General features: G+C 70.0%; 22 protein-coding genes. 3 read left to right on the top strand and 19 right to left on the bottom strand.

From position 1 onward, the window contains the following. Positions 1-62: 62 nt before the first annotated feature. Positions 63-1,679 carry a glucose-6-phosphate isomerase gene (locus QHF89_RS25165; protein ID WP_136967880.1) on the top strand — a complete coding sequence of 539 codons (1,617 nt, stop codon included), beginning with the start codon at positions 63-65 and terminating at the stop codon, positions 1,677-1,679. Between the two features lie 13 nt (positions 1,680-1,692). Here QHF89_RS25165 and QHF89_RS25160 read toward each other — a convergent pair whose 3' ends face one another. The 7 genes from QHF89_RS25160 to QHF89_RS25130 all read right to left on the bottom strand — a co-directional run bounded on the left by QHF89_RS25160 (position 1,693) and on the right by QHF89_RS25130 (position 6,409). After that, positions 1,693-2,475: a hypothetical protein gene (locus tag QHF89_RS25160; RefSeq protein ID WP_136967879.1), complete on the bottom strand. Its 783-nt coding sequence runs from the start codon at positions 2,473-2,475 to the stop codon at positions 1,693-1,695. 32 nt (positions 2,476-2,507) lie between these two features. After that, positions 2,508-3,218, bottom strand: a complete 711-nt coding sequence (locus QHF89_RS25155) for a hypothetical protein (protein ID WP_136967878.1) — start codon at positions 3,216-3,218, stop codon at positions 2,508-2,510. After that, positions 3,215-4,015 (bottom strand): hypothetical protein, encoded by an 801-nt coding sequence (locus QHF89_RS25150; protein WP_136967877.1) that lies wholly within the window; start codon positions 4,013-4,015, stop codon positions 3,215-3,217. The genes QHF89_RS25155 and QHF89_RS25150 overlap by 4 nt, the downstream gene beginning before the upstream one ends. A 75-nt stretch (positions 4,016-4,090) precedes the next feature. Further along, positions 4,091-5,329, bottom strand: a complete 1,239-nt coding sequence (locus QHF89_RS25145) for a S41 family peptidase (protein ID WP_136967876.1) — start codon at positions 5,327-5,329, stop codon at positions 4,091-4,093. A gap of 97 nt (positions 5,330-5,426) precedes the next feature. Further along, a complete protein-coding gene (locus QHF89_RS25140; RefSeq protein WP_170229829.1) occupies positions 5,427-5,579 on the bottom strand; it encodes a hypothetical protein in 153 nt (50 codons plus the stop codon). A 48-nt stretch (positions 5,580-5,627) separates the two neighbouring features. Next, positions 5,628-5,894 carry a hypothetical protein gene (locus tag QHF89_RS25135; RefSeq protein WP_136967875.1) on the bottom strand — a complete coding sequence of 89 codons (267 nt, stop codon included), beginning with the start codon at positions 5,892-5,894 and terminating at the stop codon, positions 5,628-5,630. Then, entirely contained in the window at positions 5,891-6,409 is a 519-nt protein-coding gene (locus QHF89_RS25130) for a hypothetical protein (RefSeq protein ID WP_136967874.1), read from the bottom strand. Before QHF89_RS25130 ends, QHF89_RS25135 begins: the two co-directional genes overlap by 4 nt. A gap of 41 nt (positions 6,410-6,450) precedes the next feature. Between QHF89_RS25130 and QHF89_RS25125 the strand changes: the two genes are divergently transcribed. Next, positions 6,451-8,082, top strand: coding sequence for a Ppx/GppA phosphatase family protein (locus tag QHF89_RS25125; RefSeq protein ID WP_136967873.1), 1,632 nt, complete (start codon positions 6,451-6,453; stop codon positions 8,080-8,082). A gap of 124 nt (positions 8,083-8,206) precedes the next feature. Here QHF89_RS25125 and QHF89_RS25120 read toward each other — a convergent pair whose 3' ends face one another. From QHF89_RS25120 to QHF89_RS25070, 11 genes are all read right to left on the bottom strand, one after another. Next, entirely contained in the window at positions 8,207-8,716 is a 510-nt protein-coding gene (locus QHF89_RS25120; RefSeq protein WP_136967872.1) for a helix-turn-helix domain-containing protein, read from the bottom strand. Positions 8,717-8,896: 180 nt separating this feature from the next. Then, positions 8,897-9,205 carry a helix-turn-helix domain-containing protein gene (locus QHF89_RS25115; protein WP_269749938.1) on the bottom strand — a complete coding sequence of 103 codons (309 nt, stop codon included), beginning with the start codon at positions 9,203-9,205 and terminating at the stop codon, positions 8,897-8,899. 486 nt (positions 9,206-9,691) lie between these two features. Further along, complete coding sequence (locus QHF89_RS25110) at positions 9,692-10,141, bottom strand: helix-turn-helix domain-containing protein (RefSeq protein WP_136935024.1); 450 nt, start codon at positions 10,139-10,141, stop codon at positions 9,692-9,694. 175 nt (positions 10,142-10,316) lie between these two features. Then, complete coding sequence (locus QHF89_RS25105; protein ID WP_136967870.1) at positions 10,317-11,366, bottom strand: alpha/beta fold hydrolase; 1,050 nt, start codon at positions 11,364-11,366, stop codon at positions 10,317-10,319. 39 nt (positions 11,367-11,405) lie between these two features. Continuing rightward, positions 11,406-13,181 (bottom strand): phosphoenolpyruvate--protein phosphotransferase, encoded by a 1,776-nt coding sequence (gene ptsP, locus QHF89_RS25100; RefSeq protein ID WP_136967869.1) that lies wholly within the window; start codon positions 13,179-13,181, stop codon positions 11,406-11,408. Then, positions 13,178-13,462, bottom strand: a complete 285-nt coding sequence (locus tag QHF89_RS25095; protein WP_136967868.1) for an HPr family phosphocarrier protein — start codon at positions 13,460-13,462, stop codon at positions 13,178-13,180. Before QHF89_RS25095 ends, ptsP begins: the two co-directional genes overlap by 4 nt. Continuing rightward, on the bottom strand, positions 13,459-14,460 hold the full coding sequence (gene rapZ / locus QHF89_RS25090; protein WP_136967867.1) for an RNase adapter RapZ: 1,002 nt from the start codon (positions 14,458-14,460) through the stop codon (positions 13,459-13,461). The genes QHF89_RS25095 and rapZ overlap by 4 nt, the downstream gene beginning before the upstream one ends. Then, positions 14,457-15,476 carry an HPr(Ser) kinase/phosphatase gene (hprK, locus tag QHF89_RS25085; protein WP_284720914.1) on the bottom strand — a complete coding sequence of 340 codons (1,020 nt, stop codon included), beginning with the start codon at positions 15,474-15,476 and terminating at the stop codon, positions 14,457-14,459. Before hprK ends, rapZ begins: the two co-directional genes overlap by 4 nt. Further along, positions 15,473-15,952 (bottom strand): PTS sugar transporter subunit IIA, encoded by a 480-nt coding sequence (locus QHF89_RS25080; RefSeq protein WP_136935019.1) that lies wholly within the window; start codon positions 15,950-15,952, stop codon positions 15,473-15,475. Before QHF89_RS25080 ends, hprK begins: the two co-directional genes overlap by 4 nt. 196 nt (positions 15,953-16,148) lie before the next feature. After that, complete coding sequence (hpf, locus tag QHF89_RS25075; RefSeq protein ID WP_136967866.1) at positions 16,149-16,508, bottom strand: ribosome hibernation-promoting factor, HPF/YfiA family; 360 nt, start codon at positions 16,506-16,508, stop codon at positions 16,149-16,151. Positions 16,509-16,783: 275 nt separating this feature from the next. After that, on the bottom strand, positions 16,784-17,491 hold the full coding sequence (locus QHF89_RS25070) for an ATP-binding cassette domain-containing protein (RefSeq protein WP_136967865.1): 708 nt from the start codon (positions 17,489-17,491) through the stop codon (positions 16,784-16,786). A 44-nt stretch (positions 17,492-17,535) separates the two neighbouring features. Here QHF89_RS25070 and QHF89_RS25065 point away from each other — a divergent pair, with 44 nt between their 5' ends. Next, positions 17,536-19,068 carry a cyclic nucleotide-binding domain-containing protein gene (locus tag QHF89_RS25065; protein WP_136967864.1) on the top strand — a complete coding sequence of 511 codons (1,533 nt, stop codon included), beginning with the start codon at positions 17,536-17,538 and terminating at the stop codon, positions 19,066-19,068. A gap of 86 nt (positions 19,069-19,154) precedes the next feature. Here the strand turns inward: QHF89_RS25065 and QHF89_RS25060 are convergent, their stop codons facing one another. Then, a complete protein-coding gene (locus QHF89_RS25060) occupies positions 19,155-20,477 on the bottom strand; it encodes an arginine deiminase family protein (protein WP_136967863.1) in 1,323 nt (440 codons plus the stop codon). Positions 20,478-20,537 lie beyond the last annotated feature (60 nt).

Below are 20,537 nucleotides of genomic sequence, written 5' to 3'. Positions count from 1 at the left end.
GACGAAGTGGGGACGGCCGGGGACGAGCCCGGCCCGGCGCCACCGACGGGGAATGTACGACGATGAACGACGGGCTCGACCGGTTTCGCGCGCACCTCTTTCACGACGAGCGCCTCGGCGTCTGGCTGGACACGAGCCGGGTCCGGTGGACGGCGGACTTCCTCGACGGGCTCGAGCCGCGGCTGCAGGCGGCCTACGAGGCGATGGCAGCGCTCGAACGCGGCGCGATCGCGAACGCCGACGAGGGGCGCATGGTGGGGCACTACTGGCTCCGAGCGCCCGAACTCGCGCCGGATCCGGCGATCCGCGACGCGATCACCACGACGCTCGGCCGCGTGCTCACGTTCGCGGAGGACGTGCACGCCGCGCGCATCCGCCCCGAGCGCGCGAGCCGCTTCCGCGACGTCTTGCTCATCGGCATCGGCGGCTCGGCGCTCGGACCTCAGCTCGTCTCCGCCGCGCTCACGTCGCCCGCGGATCGCATGAGCGTCTGGTTCTTCGACAACACCGATCCCGACGGATTCGATCGCACCCTCGACGCGATCGGCGACGCGCTCCCCGGGACGCTCGCGGTCGTCATCTCGAAGTCGGGCGGCACGAAGGAGACGCGCAACGGGATGCTCGAAGCCGAGGCCGCCTACGCGCGGCTCGGGCTCGACTTCGCGAAGCACGCGGTGGTCGTGACGGGCGAGGGCAGCGAGCTCGACAAGCACGCCGTGGCGCGCGGGTTCCTCGATCGGTTCCCGATGTGGGACTGGGTCGGCGGGCGGACGAGCGAGCTCAGCGCCGTGGGCCTCTTGCCGGCAGCGCTGCAAGGGCTCGACGTGGAGGACATGCTGCGCGGCGCGCGCGCGATGGACGAGGTGACGCGGTCGCGCGTGACGAAGCGCAACCCGGCGGCGCAGCTCGCAGCGGCGTGGCTGTCGGCGACGGGCGGCGCGGGCAAGAAGGACATGGTGCTCCTGCCGTACAAGGATCGGCTGGAGCTCTTCAGCCGGTACGCGCAGCAGCTCGTGATGGAGTCGCTCGGCAAGCGGCTCGATCGGCAGGGGCGCGAGGTCTGGCAGGGGATCAGCGTCTACGGCAACAAGGGCTCGACGGATCAGCACGCGTACGTGCAGCAGCTCCGCGACGGGGTCGACAACTTCTTCGTGACGTTCCTCGAGGTGCTGCTCGATCGCGCGCCGCAACGAGGGGATCTCTCCGTGGAGCCGGGCGTGACGTCGGGGGATTACCTCTCGGGGTTCTTGCAAGGCACGCGGCGCGCGCTCGACGAGCGAGGGCGCGCGTCGATCACGATCACGCTGGAGGCGCTCGACGCGACGTCGCTCGGCGCGCTTATCGCGCTCTACGAGCGGGCCGTGGGGATCTACGCGGAGCTCGTGGACATCAACGCGTACCACCAGCCAGGCGTGGAGGCGGGGAAGAAGGCGGCGCAGGCGGTGATCGATCTCGAGCAGCGCGTGCTCGCCGGGCTCCGCGCGAAGGCGGGGACGGCGCTCTCGCTCGCGGAGGTCGCGGCCGCGGCGGGCAGCGACGATCCGGAGACGGTGTTCTGGATCCTGCGGCATCTGTCGGCGAACCCGCGTCGCGGCGTGCTGCGCGTGCGGGGCCAAGGCGCCGAGGCCGAGGTGGGGTCACCACTCGACTGGTCGTGGATGATCGCCGCCGCCCCGTGAGGCGGCGCGGCGCTCAGAAGTGGAACCGCACGGCGGCGGAGCTGCCGCCCACGAACAGCTCGGGCTTGCCCGGGAGCGACTGCGCGCGCTCGAGGTACTTGTCGGGCACGAGGAGGCCGGCGGCGAGCATGGCGGCGCCGGTCATCTGCGTGAAGCCGTTGAGGAGCATGAAGAACGTGTAGACATCGTCCGAGGTGCTGCGCGGGTTCGGGAACTCCGAAGTACGCGCGTTCTCGATGCCGAGCGAGATGAACGGGCCGAAGACCGGGACGAGCAGCGGGCCGTAGGTCTCGGCGTCGCGATCGCCGTCGTCGAAGACGTAGGCACCACCGATGAGCGCGGACAGGCCGTACGGCACGGCGAAGGTGACGAGCCCGGCGACGACGAGGCTCCGCGTCGCCCGCGTCTTGAGCTCGTAGCCCGGCAGAAGGATGTCGCCCTCTTCGTAGTCGATGCGGCGCGGCAAGACGGGCAGCCTCGGATCGTCGAGCGGGGCCCACATCGGAGGCTGCTGCGGGCTGTTGTCCCAGGTCTCGTTGCTGAGCCTCGGCGCCTTCCGCTTGGGCGTGGGCGCCGGTGCCTCGTCGGTCGACGCCGCGCCCGTCGTCGGCGGAGACGGAGGCGGAGGCAAGGGCGCGGCGGTCGTGGTCGTGGTCGACGGCGGCGGCGCAGGCGGCGCGGCGGGGGCCGGCTGCGCGTTCGCGGGGAGCGTGGAGGCAAGGCCCAGCGAGAGCGCGGCGAGCGGCGCGAGGCGGCGCGCGAGGCCCGGGATCGACGTGCGCTTGGGGTTGTTCATCGACGGAGGTCCTTTCATCGTCGATCCACGGCTCAGAAATGCCACCGGAGCGTCGCGGCCCGCGGGCCGACCATGACCTCGGGGCGCGGATCGAATGCGGTCGGGGTGCGCGAGACGAACTTCTCGTCGGAGAGCATGCCCGCCACGAAGAGCGCAGCGCCCGTGGCCTGTCCGAGGCCGTCGAGCATGAGCATGAAGATGCCGACGCTCTCGGCGTCGGACGTGCCCATCGCGACGAAAGGACCGATGACCGGGATGAAGAGCGGCGTGTAGTAACCGGCGGCCACGCCCTCGTTGCCGGCGAAGGTGGCCGCGAAGAGGACCGACATGCCGTAGAGCGGCGCGAACGTCGCGATGCCCGCGGTCGCCATCCCGTACCGCGGCCGCGTCTCGATGCCGTAGCCGGGCGGGATCGGATCCCCTTCCTTGTACGGCAAACGCGAGGGCCCGAAGATCGGCGGCGGCGGATAAGAGGCGCGCGGCGGATACCCCGGCGGCGCCGCGCCCATCGGCGGCGGATACCCCGGCGGCGCCGCGCCCATCGGCGGCGGATACCCCGGCGGCGCCGCGCCCATCGGCGGCGGAGGTTGCGCTTGCTGCGGCAGCGCGTTCGGCGGCGGCTGCTGCGGCGCCGCAGCGCCCGGGGGTGGAGGCGGGGGCGCGCCCTGCGCCAGGGAGATGCTTGCAGCACCAAGGATCGTCAGCGTGGTGCCGAGAGAGAGGATCGTTCGTCGCGTCGTCACATCGTCCCCACGAGGCCCAGGCCCGCGCCGTGCGGGCCGAACCGGAGAGGCATCACGGTCATGGAGGTGCCGACCTCGGTGGATCGGACGAGCCGCTTTTCCTGGGCGACGATGCCCGCGATGAGCATCGCGATGCCGCCCGATTGCGCGAGCCCGTCGACCGCGAGCCAGAAGGTCCCCGGGCCCTCGGTGTCGAGCGTGCCCATCGCGATGAAGGGCCCGAGGGCCGGGATGTAGAGCGGCCAGAGGTCCGAGCTCCGCGAGAGGCTGTCGCCGATCGACGCGATCATGGCGGAGAAGAACCAGGGGACGCCGAACGTCACGGCGCCGCCGATGACGAGGCCCTTGCGAATGCGGCTGTCGACGCGGTAGCCGGGCGGGATCGGATCCCCTTCTTCGTACGGGAGCGCCGCGGGGAGCGTGGATCCGGGCGGGCCGTATCCATAGCTGTTCGGCCCGTACCCCGGAGGCGGCTGCCCGTACCCCGGCGGCGGATACCCTTGCGGGTACCCGGGCGGCGGCGCGTATCCCGGCGGCGGATACCCTTGCGGATAGCCCTGCGGATACCCAGGCGGCGCGTATCCCGGCGGCGGCAGCGGCGCGACCTGCGGAGCGGCGGGCTCATACCCCGGCGGCGGAGGCGGCGGCGGCGCCGACGTGTCCGGCTGGGTGGGCGGCGGCGGAGGCGCAGGCGCTTGCGCGTCAGCGCTCTGCGAGGAGACACCTACCGCGACGAAGAGCGCCGCCGCGAGCGCACGTGAAGCCCCCTTCGTTCCGTTCGCCATCGCCTTGCGCATGCAGATGCCTCCCGCCCTCGCGTGTGGTGCTGCCCGCACGCGCAAAAACGGAGAATACGTGAGGCATCCGGGAGGTCAACGCGGCTTTTTCGTTCCCGCCTTTGCTGCCGCCCACGCGGAGGCGGGCACGAACGCGGCCACGTGTCGCGCCTCGACGAGCGTGTCGGGCCCCGCGAGATCGAGGTCGGGGACGAACCCACGCGTCTCGTCGAAGTCGCCGAGCGGATCCACGACGGCGCGCGTGCCGAGCGTGACCACGAGGCGCGAGCGCGGGAGCACGAACGACGCGACCTCGCCGACCGCCATGCTGCCACGCGTGCGCTCCCCCGCGACGAGCAACCCCGGGATTTGCCGCGCCAGCGCGACGAACATCTCGCACGCCGAGGCGCAGCCACGATCGACGAGCACCACGCCGCGCCCCACGAGCGGCGCGGGCGCCATGCCTTGCAGGATCTCGCCTTTGCGGACGATCTCGACGCGTCCTTCCCCGCGTGCGGCGTGGTCCGCGGCGAGCCCTTCGAGCCGCGTGATGTGTTCGAGGAACATCCCGCGCGCAGCCGGCGGCACGTCGCCCCGCGCGAGGCGCCTCTTCGCGGCGTTCACGCGTCCGAGCGCCGCCGTCACGGACTGGACTTCCCGCGTGCCGAGCGCGAGGATCGGCCCGTGCGCGAGCGCGCGCAGGAAGCGCTCGGCGAAGGTGTAGTTCCCGCCGCGGTTGCCGCGCAGATCCACGACGAACGCAGGCGCCTCACGGAGCCGCTCGGCGAGGCGCGGCAACGTCGCGAGCGCTGCGGCCGCGGCCGTCTCGAAGGTGCGCACCACGAGGACGGGGACCTCGCCTTCGACGAGCTCCACGGGCGGAGCTGCGATCACCGGCGGCGCGGGCGGAGCCGGCAAGGCGTCGAGGCGGAGCGGCCGTTCGCCGCCGTAACCAAAGGCGAGGTGGCCATCGTCGGCGCGGAGCAGATCACGCAAGAGCGTCGCGAACTCGAACGGGGACCAGATCGCGCGGCTCCGGATCACGCGGCGCGCTTCGTCGATGCGCGCGCGCGGCGGCACGGGCGCGTGGCCCTCGGGCGCGGCGTACGCGTCGGCGAAGACATCGAGCGCGAAGTCGAGATCCGCCTCGGCGAGCGCGGCCGTGACCTCGCGCGGCTCGGCGTCGAAGTCGCTCGGGCTCGCGACGAGCGCGGCGAAGCTCGGCGTGAGGGCCGTGGATGCGCGCGGATTTCGCTCGGGTGATCCCCGGGATCCGGCGCAGCCGGCGAGGGTCAGCCCGAGGGCGAGGAGGCCGCCGTGAAGCAAGGCGCGCATCGGCCGCGAGGGTGCAACGACGAGTGACCTCGCTGCAACGGCCTCGCGACGATGCGGTGGGGATGAATGCGGGAAGGGAGCGTATTTCTCGCGAAGACTACGCCTGCGCGGTGAGGGCCTTGTAGGCCTCGGCCCACTTCTTCCACTGCTTCAGGCGCGTACCGGGCTTGCGGTTGTTCACCTTGGCGCGGGACTCCTTGCGGGCGATCTTCTCGAGCAGGTGCTGGTGCTGGCGGCTGGGACGATGCATGCGCGCGATGCTGGTCCAAGCGCGCTTTCTTCGCAAGTCCGTCGAGCGTCAGCCGCCCCGGCTGCCCTTTTCGCCTTCGTCGGGTCCGAGGCGCCCGTACGTATGAATGGCGCCGATGAGGAGGAAGAGCGCCAGCAGCGTCAGGACCATGCCCAGGTCGATGAGGTTCGTATCGTTCGGGTCACTCGGGCGCAGCCCCACGAGCCCGAGCCCGACGAGAAGCGCGGTGCTCGCCACGAGCAGCGCGCGCCGCGGCCCCGCAGCGCGCTCGGACTCGTTCTGCACCAGCGTGGAGATCTTGTCGCCGAGGCTCACTTGAACTTCTTGGTCTTCGCGTACGTGATGAAGTCGCGCACGTCACGCGTCAGCGTGCGCTCGGCGGTGATCGTCGTGAGCTCGTGGGACTCGCCGGCGAGGTCGTCGTAGCGGTAGTTCGCCTGGTAGAGCAGCACGATGCGGACCTCGCCTTCGGGGCCGACGCGCTCCAGCCGGAGCTTTTCGTCGGCTCCGTTCGGCGGCTTGATGGCGTCGCCGAGCTTGTCGAGGTCGTCGTCGGAGATGTACGCGATCCCGTACTCGTGGCCGTCGATGCTCACGTCGACGCGGAGCGGCTTGCCGCTGCGCAGCTCGACCTCGCGGGCCGGCGCGGGCTGCACACCTTCCTGGGCGACGGCGCGACGGATGACCTCGAGCGCACGGCGCTCATCGAGGGTCCTCGTGGGGTTCGGCGCGCGGACCGGCTCGGGTCCGCATCCGAGGGCGGCCGCGCCGAGGGCGGCGGTCGCGACAATCGGCAAGAGCTTTCGCAAGACGGTAGCCATGAGCGCCATGAGAGTAGCCAACCAGGCCCCGCTCCGCTACTTCTCCCGCCATGGCTCGCCTCGCGGCGATCGACATCGGGTCCAACGCCATCCGGCTTCGCGTGGTCGACGTGGACCCGCCTCTGATCACGGACGACGGACCCCGGTTTTACCCCTTCCGCGACGTGCTCGTCGATCGCGCCCCGGTGCGGCTCGGGCACGACGTCTTCACGAAAGGCCGCCTCGAAAACGGCGTCATCGGCGCGGCCTGCGAGGCGCTGAAGCGCTTCCGCGCGGCCATGGACGCGGCGAAGGTCGAGCGCTATCGCGCCGTCGCCACGAGCGCCGCGCGGGAGGCGCAAAACGGCGACCTCTTCGTCGAGCGCGCCGAGCGCGAGAGCCGCGTGCACGTGGAGATCATCGAGGGCGTCGAGGAAGCGCGCCTCGTGCAGCTCGCCGTCGTCGAGCGCATCCCCATGAGCCAGCGTCGCTCGCTCCTCGTCGACATCGGCGGCGGCTCGACGGAGCTCACGCTGCTCGAAGGCCGCCTCCCCGTCTACTCGCGCTCCTTGCCCGTCGGGACCGTCCGCCTGCTCGAAGCCTTCCTCGAAGGACGCGGGCCGATCGACATGGCCCACCGAAAGCTCCTCGAAGAGTACGTCGACCGCGTCTGCGCCGACGCCTTCCGCGAGATCGAGGACGCCTCCGACGGGCCCGTCGATGTCGTCATCGGCACGGGCGGCAACATCGAGACGCTCGCCGACCTCTGCCCGATGCCGATCGCCTTCCCCGAGGGACGCGCGATCGAGGTCCGCGCGATGCGCCGGCTGCTCGACGAGCTCTCGGCGAAGAGCGTGGACGAGCGCGTGCTCGCGTACGGCCTCCGGCCCGATCGCGCCGACACGATCGTCCCCGCGGCGACCGTGCTCTGCCGGGTCGCCGAGGCCTTTGGGCGCGAATCGATCACGGCGCCTGGCGTGGGGCTCAAGGAAGGCGTGCTCGTCGACCTCGCGCGCCAGCACTTCGTGCCGCGTGATTTCGGCGGCGAGGCGGCTGCGGTGAGCGAGGCGTGCCTCCGGCTCGGGCGCCGCTACCACTTCGACGAGGCGCACGGCATGCTCGTGGCGCGCTTCGCGACGCGCCTCTTCGACGAGCTCTCCGCGCGCCACCGCATGAGCCCGCGCGACCGCATCCTCCTCCACGCAGCGTCGCTCCTGCACGACGTCGGCGACTTCGTGCGGTACGAGGGCCACCACAAGCACAGCTACTACCTCATCGTGCACGCCGACCTGATGGGCCTCTCGCCCCCGGAGCGCGAGATCGTGGCCAACGTGGCGCGCTACCACCGAAAGAGCCCGCCGCAGCTCGACCACGACAACTTCCGCACGCTCTCGCGCGAGGATCGGGCGAAGGTCAAGGCGATGGCCGCGATCCTGCGGGTCGCGGACGCGCTCGATCGGGAGCACCGGGCCAAGGTCGCCGGCGTCAGCGGGCGCATCGAGGGCGACACGCTGGTGCTCGAGCTCTCGGGCACGGAGGACCGATCGCTCGAAGAGTGGACCGTCGGGGCGAAGTGCGGAATGTTGAAGGACGCGCTCGGGCTCGACGTGCGCATCGTGGACGCGGCCACGGGCGCGTCGCGGACGCCGACGACGGTGCCGCCCGCCTCGCGGAAGACGCCGATTCCGACGCCACGAAGCTGACCGAAACGGGTGTTACGGGAAGAACCCTTGGGCACGCGGGGGCGTAACCTCGGGCGAACCGAGGGACGCCCCCAAACCCCCGTCCGCGCGGGTTTGACGCGCGACGCGGAGGTTGTCCGGGCGTTCAGCGCTTGCGGCGACCCTTTGCAGCGGGCGCCGGCGTGGCGGCCGGAGCCGGTGTGGCAGCGGCGGCGGCCTTCGCGGGAGCGGCCTTGGCCGCAGCTTTTGCGGGCGTCGCCTTGACGGGCGTCGCCTTCGCCGCGGCGTTTTTCGCCGGCGTGGCCGTCTTCGGCGGGCGACCGTTTGGCCCGAAGACGAGCTTGCGCAGCGCGGCGGCGGCCTTGTCGGTGTCGCCGCCTTCGCTGGCGCGCACGTGCTCGACCACCGCGGCGAGCGGCTCTTCCTCGGGGAACATGAGGAGCACGAAGGGCGGGACGCCGAGCGCCTTCGCGGCGGAGACCACGGTCCCGACCGTGATCAGAACGAGCCCGCGCTCCACGCTCGACATGTGCCCCTTGGACAGACCACTCTCGTCGGCGAGGGCCGCGAGCGACATGCCGCGCTCCTGGCGCAGATCACGGATTCGGGCCCCTACCTTGGCGGCGACGGGCTCGGGAGTCGGACGACGGGGCATGGTTTTTCCACCTCGAACATGCGCCCCGGCGTACCGGAGACGCGGAGAAGATCCGGACGAAACGCGGCGGTTCGTCTTGGCCGTGTTCGTGTGGGACGAACTCTACCATGTCGTCCTCGCCCGGTACAACGTCCCCGTAGAACGCGCATGTCCCGACAACCCGCGCCTGCATTCGCGGCCCTACCCTTGTCCCCTCCCCGGCCCGGCCGACCTGCCGAAGAAGAGCTCGCGCAGCCGCACGGCCGCGCGGCCCACGTCGCCGCCCTCCTCGCGGAGGATCTTATCGAGGCACGCGGCGAAGGATTCGTCCTCCTCCCGCATGCACAAGAGGAACGGCGGCACGCCGAGCGCCCGGGCCACGGCGAACACCGTGCCGACGCTCATGAGCGCGAGCCCATTCTCCAGGTTCGAGGCGTGGCCTTTGGAGAGACCGCTCGCCTTCGCGAATTGAGAGAGTGACATTCCCTTCTCGCGCCGCAGCTCGCGCATTCGAGCACCGATGTGAGCGGCGAGCGGGTCCGGGACACGACGTGTAGGCACGGGATTGCACCTCGAAACCGTTTTTCCTGCCAAGCATGCGATCGACCATCGACCGCTCGTTGCAGGCTTCGAAGGTTCGCCGTAGCGAACCAATGGGTTCATCCAGGCCAAACCACTTACCATGCCGGGCGGCCGTTCCCAATGTTCGAAAGCATTTTCGAACGCCCCAAAATCGACGCGGGGGCCATTCATTTCAGGAGACGAAATCCGAGTTCGACACAGCAAACACGAGGGCGCACCCCGGACGCCCCGGCGGACGCGCCGAAACACGCGGGATCCCTGGACAAACCCGCGCCGAGCCCCCCGCGCCCCTGGCGCACCCGGACGGTTGTCAGGGCAAGCCGCCCTCACGCGGACCGGTCACACGCGACACCACCCCACCGCCGACAGGGAGGCCTCGGTACGGCCCCGACATGATTGTCTTGACTTTTCGCTCTACTCGTGGAGCGAGCGCTTCGTCGCGCCGCGCCCGCGCTTCTTGCCGAGAAGGCCGCTCGTGCGCTCCTCGATCACCGCGCTCACGCGCCGCATATCGCCGCCGTACGCCTGCCGGATCTCCTCCAGCACGGCCGAGAGCGGATCCTCGTCGGGAAACGCCAAGAGCACGAACGGCGGCACGTCGAGCGCTCGCGCCACCGCGACGACCGTGCCCATCGTGACCCGCACGCGCCCTCGCTCCGCGCTCGACATCTGGCTCGGCGTCAGGCCACCCGCCTCGCGCAAGCTCGCGAGCGACAGACCTCGCTCGAGCCGGAGATCACGCATCCGCGCGCCGAGCTTGCCCGCGTAAGGCTCCGGCAGCCCGCTCGTGTTGTCCGCGCGCTCGCGAGCCGCCGCCCGCGTCTTCGATCCCTGCGCCTGCGTTTCCCTCGACGTGCGCTTCATCCTGACCCGCGACAAACCTAACACGTTCTGCGGGGCCACGTGCACGTGCGATCGAAAAACCCAAGCACGGTTTGCGCGAGGTTGGTCCGTCGCCGGGTTTTTCAGGCCCTAACCTCATTTTTTAACAGACGATCCTGAGACGCCGAAAGAGCCCTCCCCCCCTCGGGCCCGCCGGTCAGCCGAAGAAGCGCACGATCTCGGCGACGAACGTGTCGTGCGCCTCGATGTGCGGCGAATGTCCGACGTTCGGCAGGACCTCTTCCCGGTAGCTGCCGCCGTTCGTCTTGTAGGCGTCGAGCACGGCGCGCGTCTGCGCGACCATGGGCTGCGCCGGATAGACGTCGTCGCCGGGCCAACCCGGGATCGCGCCGAGCTTGCCGAGGAACCCGAAGTCGAAGAGCGACGTGTCGCTGACGATCTGATCCCCGTCGCCGCGGATCCACAGCACATCGTGCTTCGGCGAGATCTTCGCGAACCCCGAGAGGTTCACGTACTTCGGCGCGAGCGCGTTGTTCACGCCGCGCGTGCCGGGCGCGACGCCGGGCCAGTTCGAGGACGTGGTCGTGTCGCCGGGATAGTGCGCGTCGTCCACGACCATCTTCAGGACCTCCGCGAGGAAGAGCTCTTCGCGCTCCTTCTCCACGCGGAACGGCGGCTTGAAGTAGAACTCGTTCATGACCTTGCGCGGCGAGGTCGCGCTCTCCTCGGACGCGTCGCGCTCCTTCAACCGCCGCGCGAAGTCGGGGTTCGCCGTGCCGCCGCCCGAGCCCGCGAAGTCCGCGAAACACGGCTCGCCGCTCGTGCCCTTCGTCCCGCCGAATCCGTACGGCGCCATCGGCGCTTCGAGGACGATCTTTCCGACGAGATCGGGGTGATCGATCGCGAGCTGCATCGCGACGCCGCCGCCGACCGACCAGCCCACGACGTGCACCGGGCCCTTCAGGCCGAGTTCGGCGCTCCGGAGCAGCGCCGCGAGGTCGTCCGAGAAATCACGCAGGCCGCGGGTCGCGTCGATGGGCGCGGGCTCCGAGTCGCCGTAGCCGCGGAGATCCGCCGCGAGGGCGCGGAAGCCCGCAGGGAGCGCGGCCATCGTCTGCTCGAAGAAACGAGCGGAGGAGCAGTTGCCGTGGATGAACAGGACGGGCACGCCGTCTTGAGGCCCGCTGACGAGCACGTGCGTGCGAAGGCGAGACGTCTGGATCTTGATCGAGGTGATGGCGGTCATGAGCTCCTCGGGTTTTTCGGACCAGAGGAGAGGATGCCTTCAACGCTCGCCGGTGAGAAGATCATAGAGGCGAGGCGCAAACGCCTCCGCCACACAGTGCTCGACCTCGTCGGAGGTGCCGAAGCGTAAGGCCTCCCGCGCGACGGCCTCGGCCTCGACGAGCGTCACGCGCCGCAACGCCTCCTTGATCTCGGGGATCGCGGCCGCCTCCATCGAGAAGTCCCGCATGCCGAGGCCCACGAGCAGGACCGCGGCGAGCGGATCACTCGCCATCGCGCCGCAGATCGAGACGGGACACGACCAGCCCTCGCCCGCGCGTACGACGCTGCGGATGAGCCGCAGGATCGCCGGATCGAAGGACGACGCGAGGTAGGCGAGCGAGCGGCTCGTGCGATCGACGGCGAGCGTGTACTGCACGAGGTCGTTCGTCCCGAGGCTCATGAAGCTCGCCTCCTGGGCGAAGAGATCCACGAGCACCGCGGCCGCCGGCACCTCGACCATGATCCCGAGCGGGATCTCGTCCGCGCAGGGCAACCCCCGCGCCTTCACCTGCTCGATCGCCTGCTCCAGGAGGACGCGCACCTGCCGGAGCTCGGAGAGGCTCGCGATCATGGGGATCATGATCTTCACCTCGCCATACGCGCTCGCGCGGACCATCGCGCGCAGGTGTTCGAGGAAGACCTCGGGCTGCGAGAGCGCGAGGCGCACAGCGCGCAGGCCCAGCATCGGGTTCATCTCGGGCGGGAGCTTGAGGCTCGAGATGAACTTGTCGCCGCCGATGTCGAAGGTGCGCAGCGTGACGGGCATCGGCCGCATCGTCTCCACGACGGCGCGGAAGATCTCGAACTGCTGATCCTCGGTCGGCGGCAGCGATCGATCGATGTAGAGAAACTCGGTGCGGTAGAGGCCGATGCCCTCGGCGCCGTGATCACGCGCCAGGATGGCCTCGGCCGGGAGCTCGACGTTCGCGCGCAGCGTGACGCGCACGCCGTCCTGGGTCGTCGCTTCACGATCCCGCGAGACGGAGAGCTCCCGCGAGAGCGCGGTGTGCCGCTCGCCGCGGGCGCGCGCCTCGTCGAGCTCGCGCGGCTGCGGCCCCACGAGGACGCTGCCGCGCAGGCCGTCGACGACGACGAGATCACCCCCCGAGATCCGCTTGAGCGCGTCGGTCACGCCAACGACGGCGGGGATCTCCAGCGCGCGCGCCATGATCGCGGTGTGGCTCGTCCGCGTGCCGACCTCGGTCACGAAACCGACGACGGGCTGGTTGATCATCGCCGCCGTGTCCGCGGGCGAGAGGTCGTGCGCGACGACGATCGAGGGCCCATCGAGGCGGAGGTTCTGCTGCTCGGGCACGCTCGTGCCGAAGGCGCGCAGGATGCGATCGCCGATGAAGAGCACGTCGTGGCTGCGCTCGCTCAGGTACGGATCGTCGAGCGCCGCGAGCCGCTTGGCGATCACGTCGGACGCCTCGGCCACGGCCCACTCGGCGGCGCGCTTCTCCTTCTGGATCTGGTGACGCACGGCCTCGGCGAGCACGGGGTCGCCGGTCATGAGCACGTACGCTTCGAGGATGGAGGCCTCGGCGCTGCGCTCGGTGAGGCGCTGCGACATCTCACGCAGGTCGCGCTGCGCGCGCGCGACGGCCTCCTCGAAGCGCGCGACCTCGGCGTCGATCTCCCCCGGGCCGATCGTGCGTCGCGGGCAGTGCGCGCGGCTCTGCCCGAAGACGACGACCTTGCCGATCGCGACGCCCGGCGAGCCCGCGATGCCGCGGAGCACCTCGGTCGCTTTCGAGGGAGGCTCCACGCTCATTCAGGCTCTCCGAAGCGATCGGCGATGAGCGTGCCGATCGCCGCCACAGCCTGCGCCGAGCCCTCGCCGCGCGCCTTCACCTCGATCACGGTACCGACGCCGCCGCAGAGCAGGAGCACACCCATCACGCTCTTCGCGTTCGCTTCCTGCCCGTCGGGCCCCGCGATCGTGACCTCGCACGGGTACTTGCCGGCGAGCTGCACGAGCTTCGTGGCCGCCCGCGCGTGCAAGCCGCGCGCGTTGACGATCGTGAACCGCCCCGTCGCGCTCGCGTCGCTCACGCCTTGCCCCCTCCGCCGTCGGGGGAGCGCGGCGCCCCCTCCGCCCCTTCGGTGGCGCTCCGCTCGAGCAATTGTGGATCGGGCTCGAGCGGCGCGGTGTGCTCCGCTCTGCCGACGTCACGATGCACGACCGAGATGGGTAGCTCCACCTTCCTTCGTAGATTGTCAGCCAAAACCTCGGCGAGCGCCACCGATCGATGGCGCCCACCGGTGCAGCCGATGCCGATGGTCAGGTAGCTCTTCCCTTCCCGCTCGTACCGGGGGAGCGAGAATTCGAGGAGCGAGCCGATCTTTTCGAGCAGCTCGGACGCCTCGGGGCTCTGCAAGACGAAATCGCGCACCGCGGGGTGGCTCCCGGGCAGCCGCCGTAGCTCCGGGACGAAATGCGGGTTGTCGAGGAACCGCACGTCGAAGATCAGATCCGCGTCGACCGGGACGCCGAACTTGAAGCCGAACGAGACGAACCTCGTGCGCATGCGCGGCGCCTCGGCCTTGCCCGGCCCGAGGTGCGCGATGATCTGGCGCCGCAGCTCGTGCACGCTGAGGCGCGTCGTATCGAGGTCGATCGTGGCGAGCGCGCGCAGCGGGGCGAGGCGCTCGCGCTCGAGGTGCACGCCGTCGAGCACGGCGAGGGCGCCGGAGCTGCCGGGCGCGCGCGAGGCGGCGGCCGAGAGCGGGTGGGGCCTTCGGGTCTCGTTGAAGCGGCGGAGCAGCGCCTCGTCGGTCGCGTCGAGGAAGAGGATGGCCATGTCGCGCCCCTCGGCGATGCGCGAGAGCGTGGGCGCGGCGCCGTCGAGGAAGGCGAAGGCGCGCACGTCGATGCCGAGGCCGATGCGACGGATGCCGCCGGCCTCGCAGACCTCGATCGTGGCGGGCACGAGGGACGTCGGGAGGTTGTCGACGCAGAAGTAGCCGAGGTCTTCCAGGGCGTTGATCGCGGTGGACTTGCCGGCCCCCGAGAGCCCGGTGACCACGACGACGCGGCTCTTGTCGCTCATCGATCTCGCCCCTTTCCGCTCAGCAGCGCGCCTTCGAGGTTGCCGAAGAACTCGCGCGCGGCGTGGTGCCCTGCGTTCTTGAGCAACTCGTTCCGCGCCGCGACCTCGATGATCGTCGACATGTCGCGCCCCGGCCGCACCGGGATCACGAGCTCGCGCACCTTCACGCCGAGGATCTTGTGGTACCGGTCTTCGAGGCCGAGCCGATCGTACTCGACGTCCTTCGACCACTCGACGAGCTTGATCAGCACGTCGATGCGCTTGCGCTCGCGGATCGCCGTCACGCCGAAGAGATCCTTCACGTTGAGGATGCCGAGCCCGCGCACCTCCAGGTGGTGGCGGAGCAGGTGCGCGGCCATGCCGAAGACCATGCCCGGCGGGCGGAAGTCGCACTCGACGACGTCGTCGGCGATGAGGCGATGTCCCCGCATCACGAGGTCGAGCGCGCACTCGCTCTTGCCGATCGCGCTCGGGCCCGTGAGGAGCACGCCCACGCCGAAGACGTCGACGAGCACGCCGTGCATGCGCACGCGCGGCGCGAGCCTGTCGTCGAGCAGCGCGTGAAGCGCCGTGATGGTCACGCTCGATCGATCCGCCGAGCGGAGCAGCGGCGTCCCGGACGCCTCGGCCGCGGCCACGAGCTCCGGCACCGCGGGGAAGCCGGCCTCCGCGGACGACTCGCCTTCGGCGCGCGCGTCCCGCGTGACGATGACGCAGCACAGGTCGCGCGCGAAGAGATCACGAAGCTTCTTCGCGCGGTCCTCGACATCGAGCGTGTGCAGGAACGAGAGCTCGGTCTGGCCGAAGATCTGGATGCGCGACGACGTGATGCCGTGGAAGTGCCCCACGAGCGCGAGGCCCGACTTCTGGATGCGCGTCGACTCGATGATCCGATCGAGGCCCGCCTCGCCCGCGATGAGCTCGAGCTTCACGCCGAGCCCGGGATCGGCGAGGAGCGCGCGCACGCTCATCGACGGGCGCGGGACGGGCACGCTTCGCGGGACCTCGTCGGTCACGGGCCCCGGCCCTCCTCGGCGGCGATGATCGTGAAGGCGTCGGCGCCGCTCGGCGCGAGCAGCAGGCGCTTGCGAAACTCGTCGTCGCGGAGCAGGCGCGAGACACGCGCCAAGGTCTTCAGGTGCTCGCCTGCGGCGCGCTTCGGACCGACGACGGCGAAGAGAATGCTCACGGGCGCGCGGTCGATCGCGTCGAAGTCGATCGGGTGCGGGCAGAGCAGGACCGCGCCCACGTGCCGATCGAGGCCTTCGAGCCCGCCGTGGGGGATGGCCACGCCGCCGCCCACGCCGGTCGACTGGAGCTTCTCTCGCTCGACGAGCACGCGCTCGATCTCCGCGATCGGCGTGGCGGGGATCAGGTTGCGGGCGAGCAGCTCGGCGATGCGGCGCAGCGCCTCGGGCTTGGAGCGGACGACACCCTCGGCCTCGTTCGCCACCGAGACGTGGTCCGCGCTCAGGATCTCGAGAACACCCATGATCGTGCCGGGGGGGTTGGGAGAGCGGGGCGTGCGCGGCCTTTTGCGCCGCGCGACCGCCGGAGGGGCGTCCGCGCGGCGCGGCTGCGCCGTGGAATCGATCGTTGCCTGTCCCCCCCGTGCCTCGGCAGAAGCACGGCCGAGCCCTACTACGGAAAGGCTCGCCTGGCGAGGGCGTAGAGCGTGGAATTCGCCGTCAGTCGCGGGCGCGACCTTCGGCGGCCTCGGTGGCCTCGGCGGCGAACTCGGCCGCGCTCGTCCCGCCGCGCTTCCTCGCCATGTTCGCCGTCTTGTCCGCTTCGATCTGGCGGTCCAGCTTGTCGATGACCTTGTCGATCGAGGCGTACATGTCCTGGCTGCGGACCGTCGCGTGGAATTGCTGGCTGCCCGAGGAGATCCGCACATCGGCGATGTGATCGAGGCCCTCGACGGACAACGTGACCTGCGCGGTCATGGCTTGACGAAGGAACCTTTGCAACTTGGCGATCTTGTCATGCGCGTGCTGCTTCACCGCGTCCGTGCCCACCATGTGTCGGAACGTGATTGCGATGTTCATCGAAGGCTTCCTTCCTTTCCTTCCGGGGCAAAGCACCAGAGGTGCGCTCGTCACAACCGCCATCGGCCATGGTAACACCGCAGGCCGAGCAAACGCGCGTCGATAAGATGCGCCTCGGGCGTCGCAACGATGCCGGACCTCGATCCGGTGGAAGCTTGCATGACCGCTACGTTTGCCGGGCCACGCCTCGTTTTCATCGAGCTGCCGAGACGCTGCATGTCTTCGATGCAACCCGCGATGCCGCCCGGACAATCCCTTGACGCACGCTTCCGTCGTCAAGTCGCGACATAACGAGACTGCACGAGCGGATGAGCACGAAACCCCTCGGGGGAAGCTTCGAGCGCGATCTCTCCGTCGAGGAGGAGGACGGCGCGGTCGCAGAGGGAGAGCGCCGCGTCGACGTGATGATCGGAGACGAGGACCGCGGCGCCCGTGTCGGCGAGGGCACGTAGGCGCTCGGCGACCCGCGTCGCGCCGAGCGGATCGACGGCCGCGAACGGCTCGTCACAAACGAGGACGCGGGGCGCGGCCGTGAGCGCTCGTGTGATCTCGAGGCGCCGCCGCTCGCCGCCGGAGAGACGCGCGGCCTGCATGTCGAGCAGGCCGTCGAGCCCGAGCTCGCGCGCGATCCCGAGCGCGCCCTGCGCATCGGACGGGCGCGCGCGGCGGGTGAGGTTTTCGAAGACGGCGAGGTTGTCGCGCACCGAGAGATCGGGAAGGACGCTCGGCGTCTGCGGGACGTAGCCGAGGCCGCGGCGCGCGCGCTCGTACAGCGGCAAGCGCGTGACGTCTTCGCCGGCGAGGACGACCTTTCCTTCGAGCGGGACGAGCTCGCCGACGAGCACGCGGAACAACGTGGTCTTGCCGGCGCCGCTCGGACCGAAGACGGCGACGACCTCGCCGGCGCGCGCTTCGAGGGAAGCGCGGTGCAGGAGCGTGCGGCCCGAGAGGCGCACGGTGAGGGAGGAGGCGAGGAGCGACATCGAGCGCAGCAGCGAGCTTAGCGGCGAGCTGGTAGGGTGCGCCCGTGGCTTTCCTCTACGCGCTCTGGAAGGAAGCGCTCCTCGCGCACACGTTCTGGCTCCTCACGGCGCTCGTGATGGCGCTCATCGCGAGCCGGCTCGACATGTCGAGCGAGCCGCGGCTCCGGCCGCTCGGCTTCTTCTTGTCGATGCACGTGCTCGCGCTCCTCGGAGCGGCGGCGCTCGTGGTGACGGGCTCGTCGTTCGTGGACGAGATCCGGATCCCGGCGGCCGTGTTCGGCGGCGTCGCGTTCGTGGGCGCGGCGGCCGTGCTGCTCTTCCACGTCATTCTCCCGCGCCTGCGCCTGCGCGCGCCGCGCATCGTCGAGGACGTGATGGTGGCGATCTTTTCGGTCGTCACAGCAGTGAGCATCACGAGCCGCGCGGGCATCAACCTCTCGGGCCTCATCGCCACGAGCGCCGTGATCACGGCGATCCTCGGCTTCTCGTTGCAGGACGTCATCGGCAACGTCGCCGGCGGGCTCGCGCTCCAGCTCGACAGCTCCATCGAGGTCGGCGACCGCATCAAGGTGAACGACGTGAGCGGGCGCGTCGCAGAGATCCGGTGGCGATGCACGGTGATCGAGACAGGCAACGGGGAGACGGTGCTCGTGCCGAACAACGTGCTCATGCGATCCCAGGTGACCGTGTTCGGTCGCCGCCAGGGCAAACCCGCGCACTTGCGCCGCGTGATCCATTTCAATGTGGATTTCCGGTACCAGCCCTCGGACGTGATCGACGTGGTGCGGGACGCCGTGAAAGACGCCAAGGTGCCGAATGTCGCGGAGGAGCCCGCGCCGAGCTGCGTGCTCGTCGACCTCGGCGACTCGTACGGGCGGTATGCGTTGCGGTACTGGTTGACGGACCTCGACATGGATGCGTTGACGGATTCCGATGTCCGGACGCGTATCTTTTTCGCGCTGGAGCGCGCGGGGATGCATCTCGCCATTCCGGCGGCGTCGGTTCTGGTGACCGAGGAGGCGAGCCGCGCGGCGCAGAAGACGGCGAAGCGTCTTTCGAGGCGGAAGCATTTGATCGAAATGGTGCCGTTGTTCCAGGCGCTCTCGGATGCGGAGCGGACCGAGCTTGCGGAGCAGCTCAAGTATGCGCCGTTCACGCGTGGGGAGATCATCGCGCACCAGGGGGATGCCGAGCATCATTGTGTGCATCTGATCGAGGACGGGACGGCGCTCGTGCGTGTCACCGAGAATGGGCGGGAGTTGCCGGTGAAGAAGCTCGGGCCCGGGAGCTTTTTTGGGGAGATGTCGTTGCTGACGGGGTCGCCGCGGCTTGCGACTGTGGTCGCGGAGACGGATGTGGAGTGCTTCCGGCTTGAGAAGGGGCCGTTTCAGCGGGTGATCGAGAAGCGGCCCGAGCTCGCACGGGAGCTCGCCGGGGTGCTCGCGCAGCGGGCGGAGGAGTTGCGGGCTGCGCGGCAGGGGATTGATACGGTGAACGAGGCGGGGCCGTCGGTCGTGAAGGCGGAGCGGGATATCTTCAATCGAATCCGTAATTTCTTCGAGCTTGGCACGCCGTAGGGGCGGGGGGTAGGCAACGCGATCACCCACGCGCCGCGCTCGGGCACACGGTCGCGCCGGCAAGCGCCGCGCGTCACGGCGCGCCATCACTTCGGCGGTCGCCGGCGGAGCACCTGGCTGATGCAATCTGCGGAGCCATAACCACGCTTGAGGTTGTCGAAGCGCACCCAGGTTGCCTGCACGGAGGACGCGGCGAGGGCACGCTTGTACGCCTCGCTGACGCCGTCAGCGCCGACGATACGCCGCGGGCCGATGGTGAGGACATTGATTCCGTACGCCTCCTGATCCGCCACGGACACGGGAATCACGCGGAACCCTTTCTCCCCTAGGAATCCCACGAAGTCTGCATTCTCGCGTGCAAGGTCGTAGGTGCCCTGCGCGTTGCGGGTCCACACGTCGGCCTTCAGGCATTTCACGTGCTGGTGCACGTCGCAGTCGGGCACGTCGCGATCGGCCACGAGCAAGGCGAGATCGGCGTCGAGGAGGTTGAAATAGGTGTCCAGGTGCATTTCACGGGGGTCTTGCCACGCGTCCTTCACGACGATCACCTCGGGCGTGCCGAAGACATCGTGATCCAGCATTTCTCGGATCGCCGCCGCGTTGGTCCGCAGCCCCTGGCCAATGAACGCGCGCTCGCCGGCCGGGAAGAAATCCCCTCCCTCCATGCGTGCGTCCGGGCTGATCTCGTAGATGGGCTCGATGCCCATCTTGGCGAGGACGAATTTCATGACCTCGCGCTCCGCGGCCCGCTGCGGGTTTGCCATCCGGCCGAGCACCACGCCGCGGGCCGTGGTCACCATCTGATCCCGCGCGAAGTAGAGGTTCATCAAGGGGTTCTGGCGATACTCGGCCACGATGCAGGTGCGCGGCTCGGTGGCCCCGCATTGGCCGTACCCCAATACCACGGTGGGGCGCTCGAGGACCATTCGTACCAGCGTCCCAGGGGCCATCTTCGCGACGGTCTCTTCGAAATAGGCCCGCTGTGCTTCTCGATCCGCGGGGCCGAGGCTGGAGACGTCCAGGGTCGTCATTCGTTTCGCAAGATTCGCGAGCGCCCGGCGAGCCTCCCCATCCGGATCCTCGGTGCCGGCGAGCAGGACGTCGACCACGTGGATCACCTCGTCCACGCCTTGCGTCTCCAGCGTCGCCACGAATTGCTGGTGCTCCCGAGCCGCGCCCTCGAGGCTGAAGGTATCCGCGAACAGGGCCGCGGCGGGGTGGAGGAGCCCTGGAAACACCTCCTCTCCGGGCCTATGCACCAGGATCTGCGTGGCCTCGTGCCAGTGCGCGTAGGCGCCCGCGGGCTCCGCGCGCGAGAGATGTCCGCCGAGCAGCAAAGACGCGGCTGCGGCCACGGTGAACGCCCATCGCCTGGAGAAATCGCGTATCGGTGCGCGATGTGTTCGCATGGCCGAGTGGGTTGCACGCGCCGTACCGAGCCTACCCGTGAGGCTCGTCGAACGAATCTA

The sequence above is a fragment of the Polyangium sorediatum genome (genome assembly GCF_029946465.1).
GTDB lineage: Bacteria > Myxococcota_A > Polyangia > Polyangiales > Polyangiaceae > Polyangium > Polyangium fumosum.
This window is presented reverse-complemented; position numbering and strand designations above follow the sequence as displayed.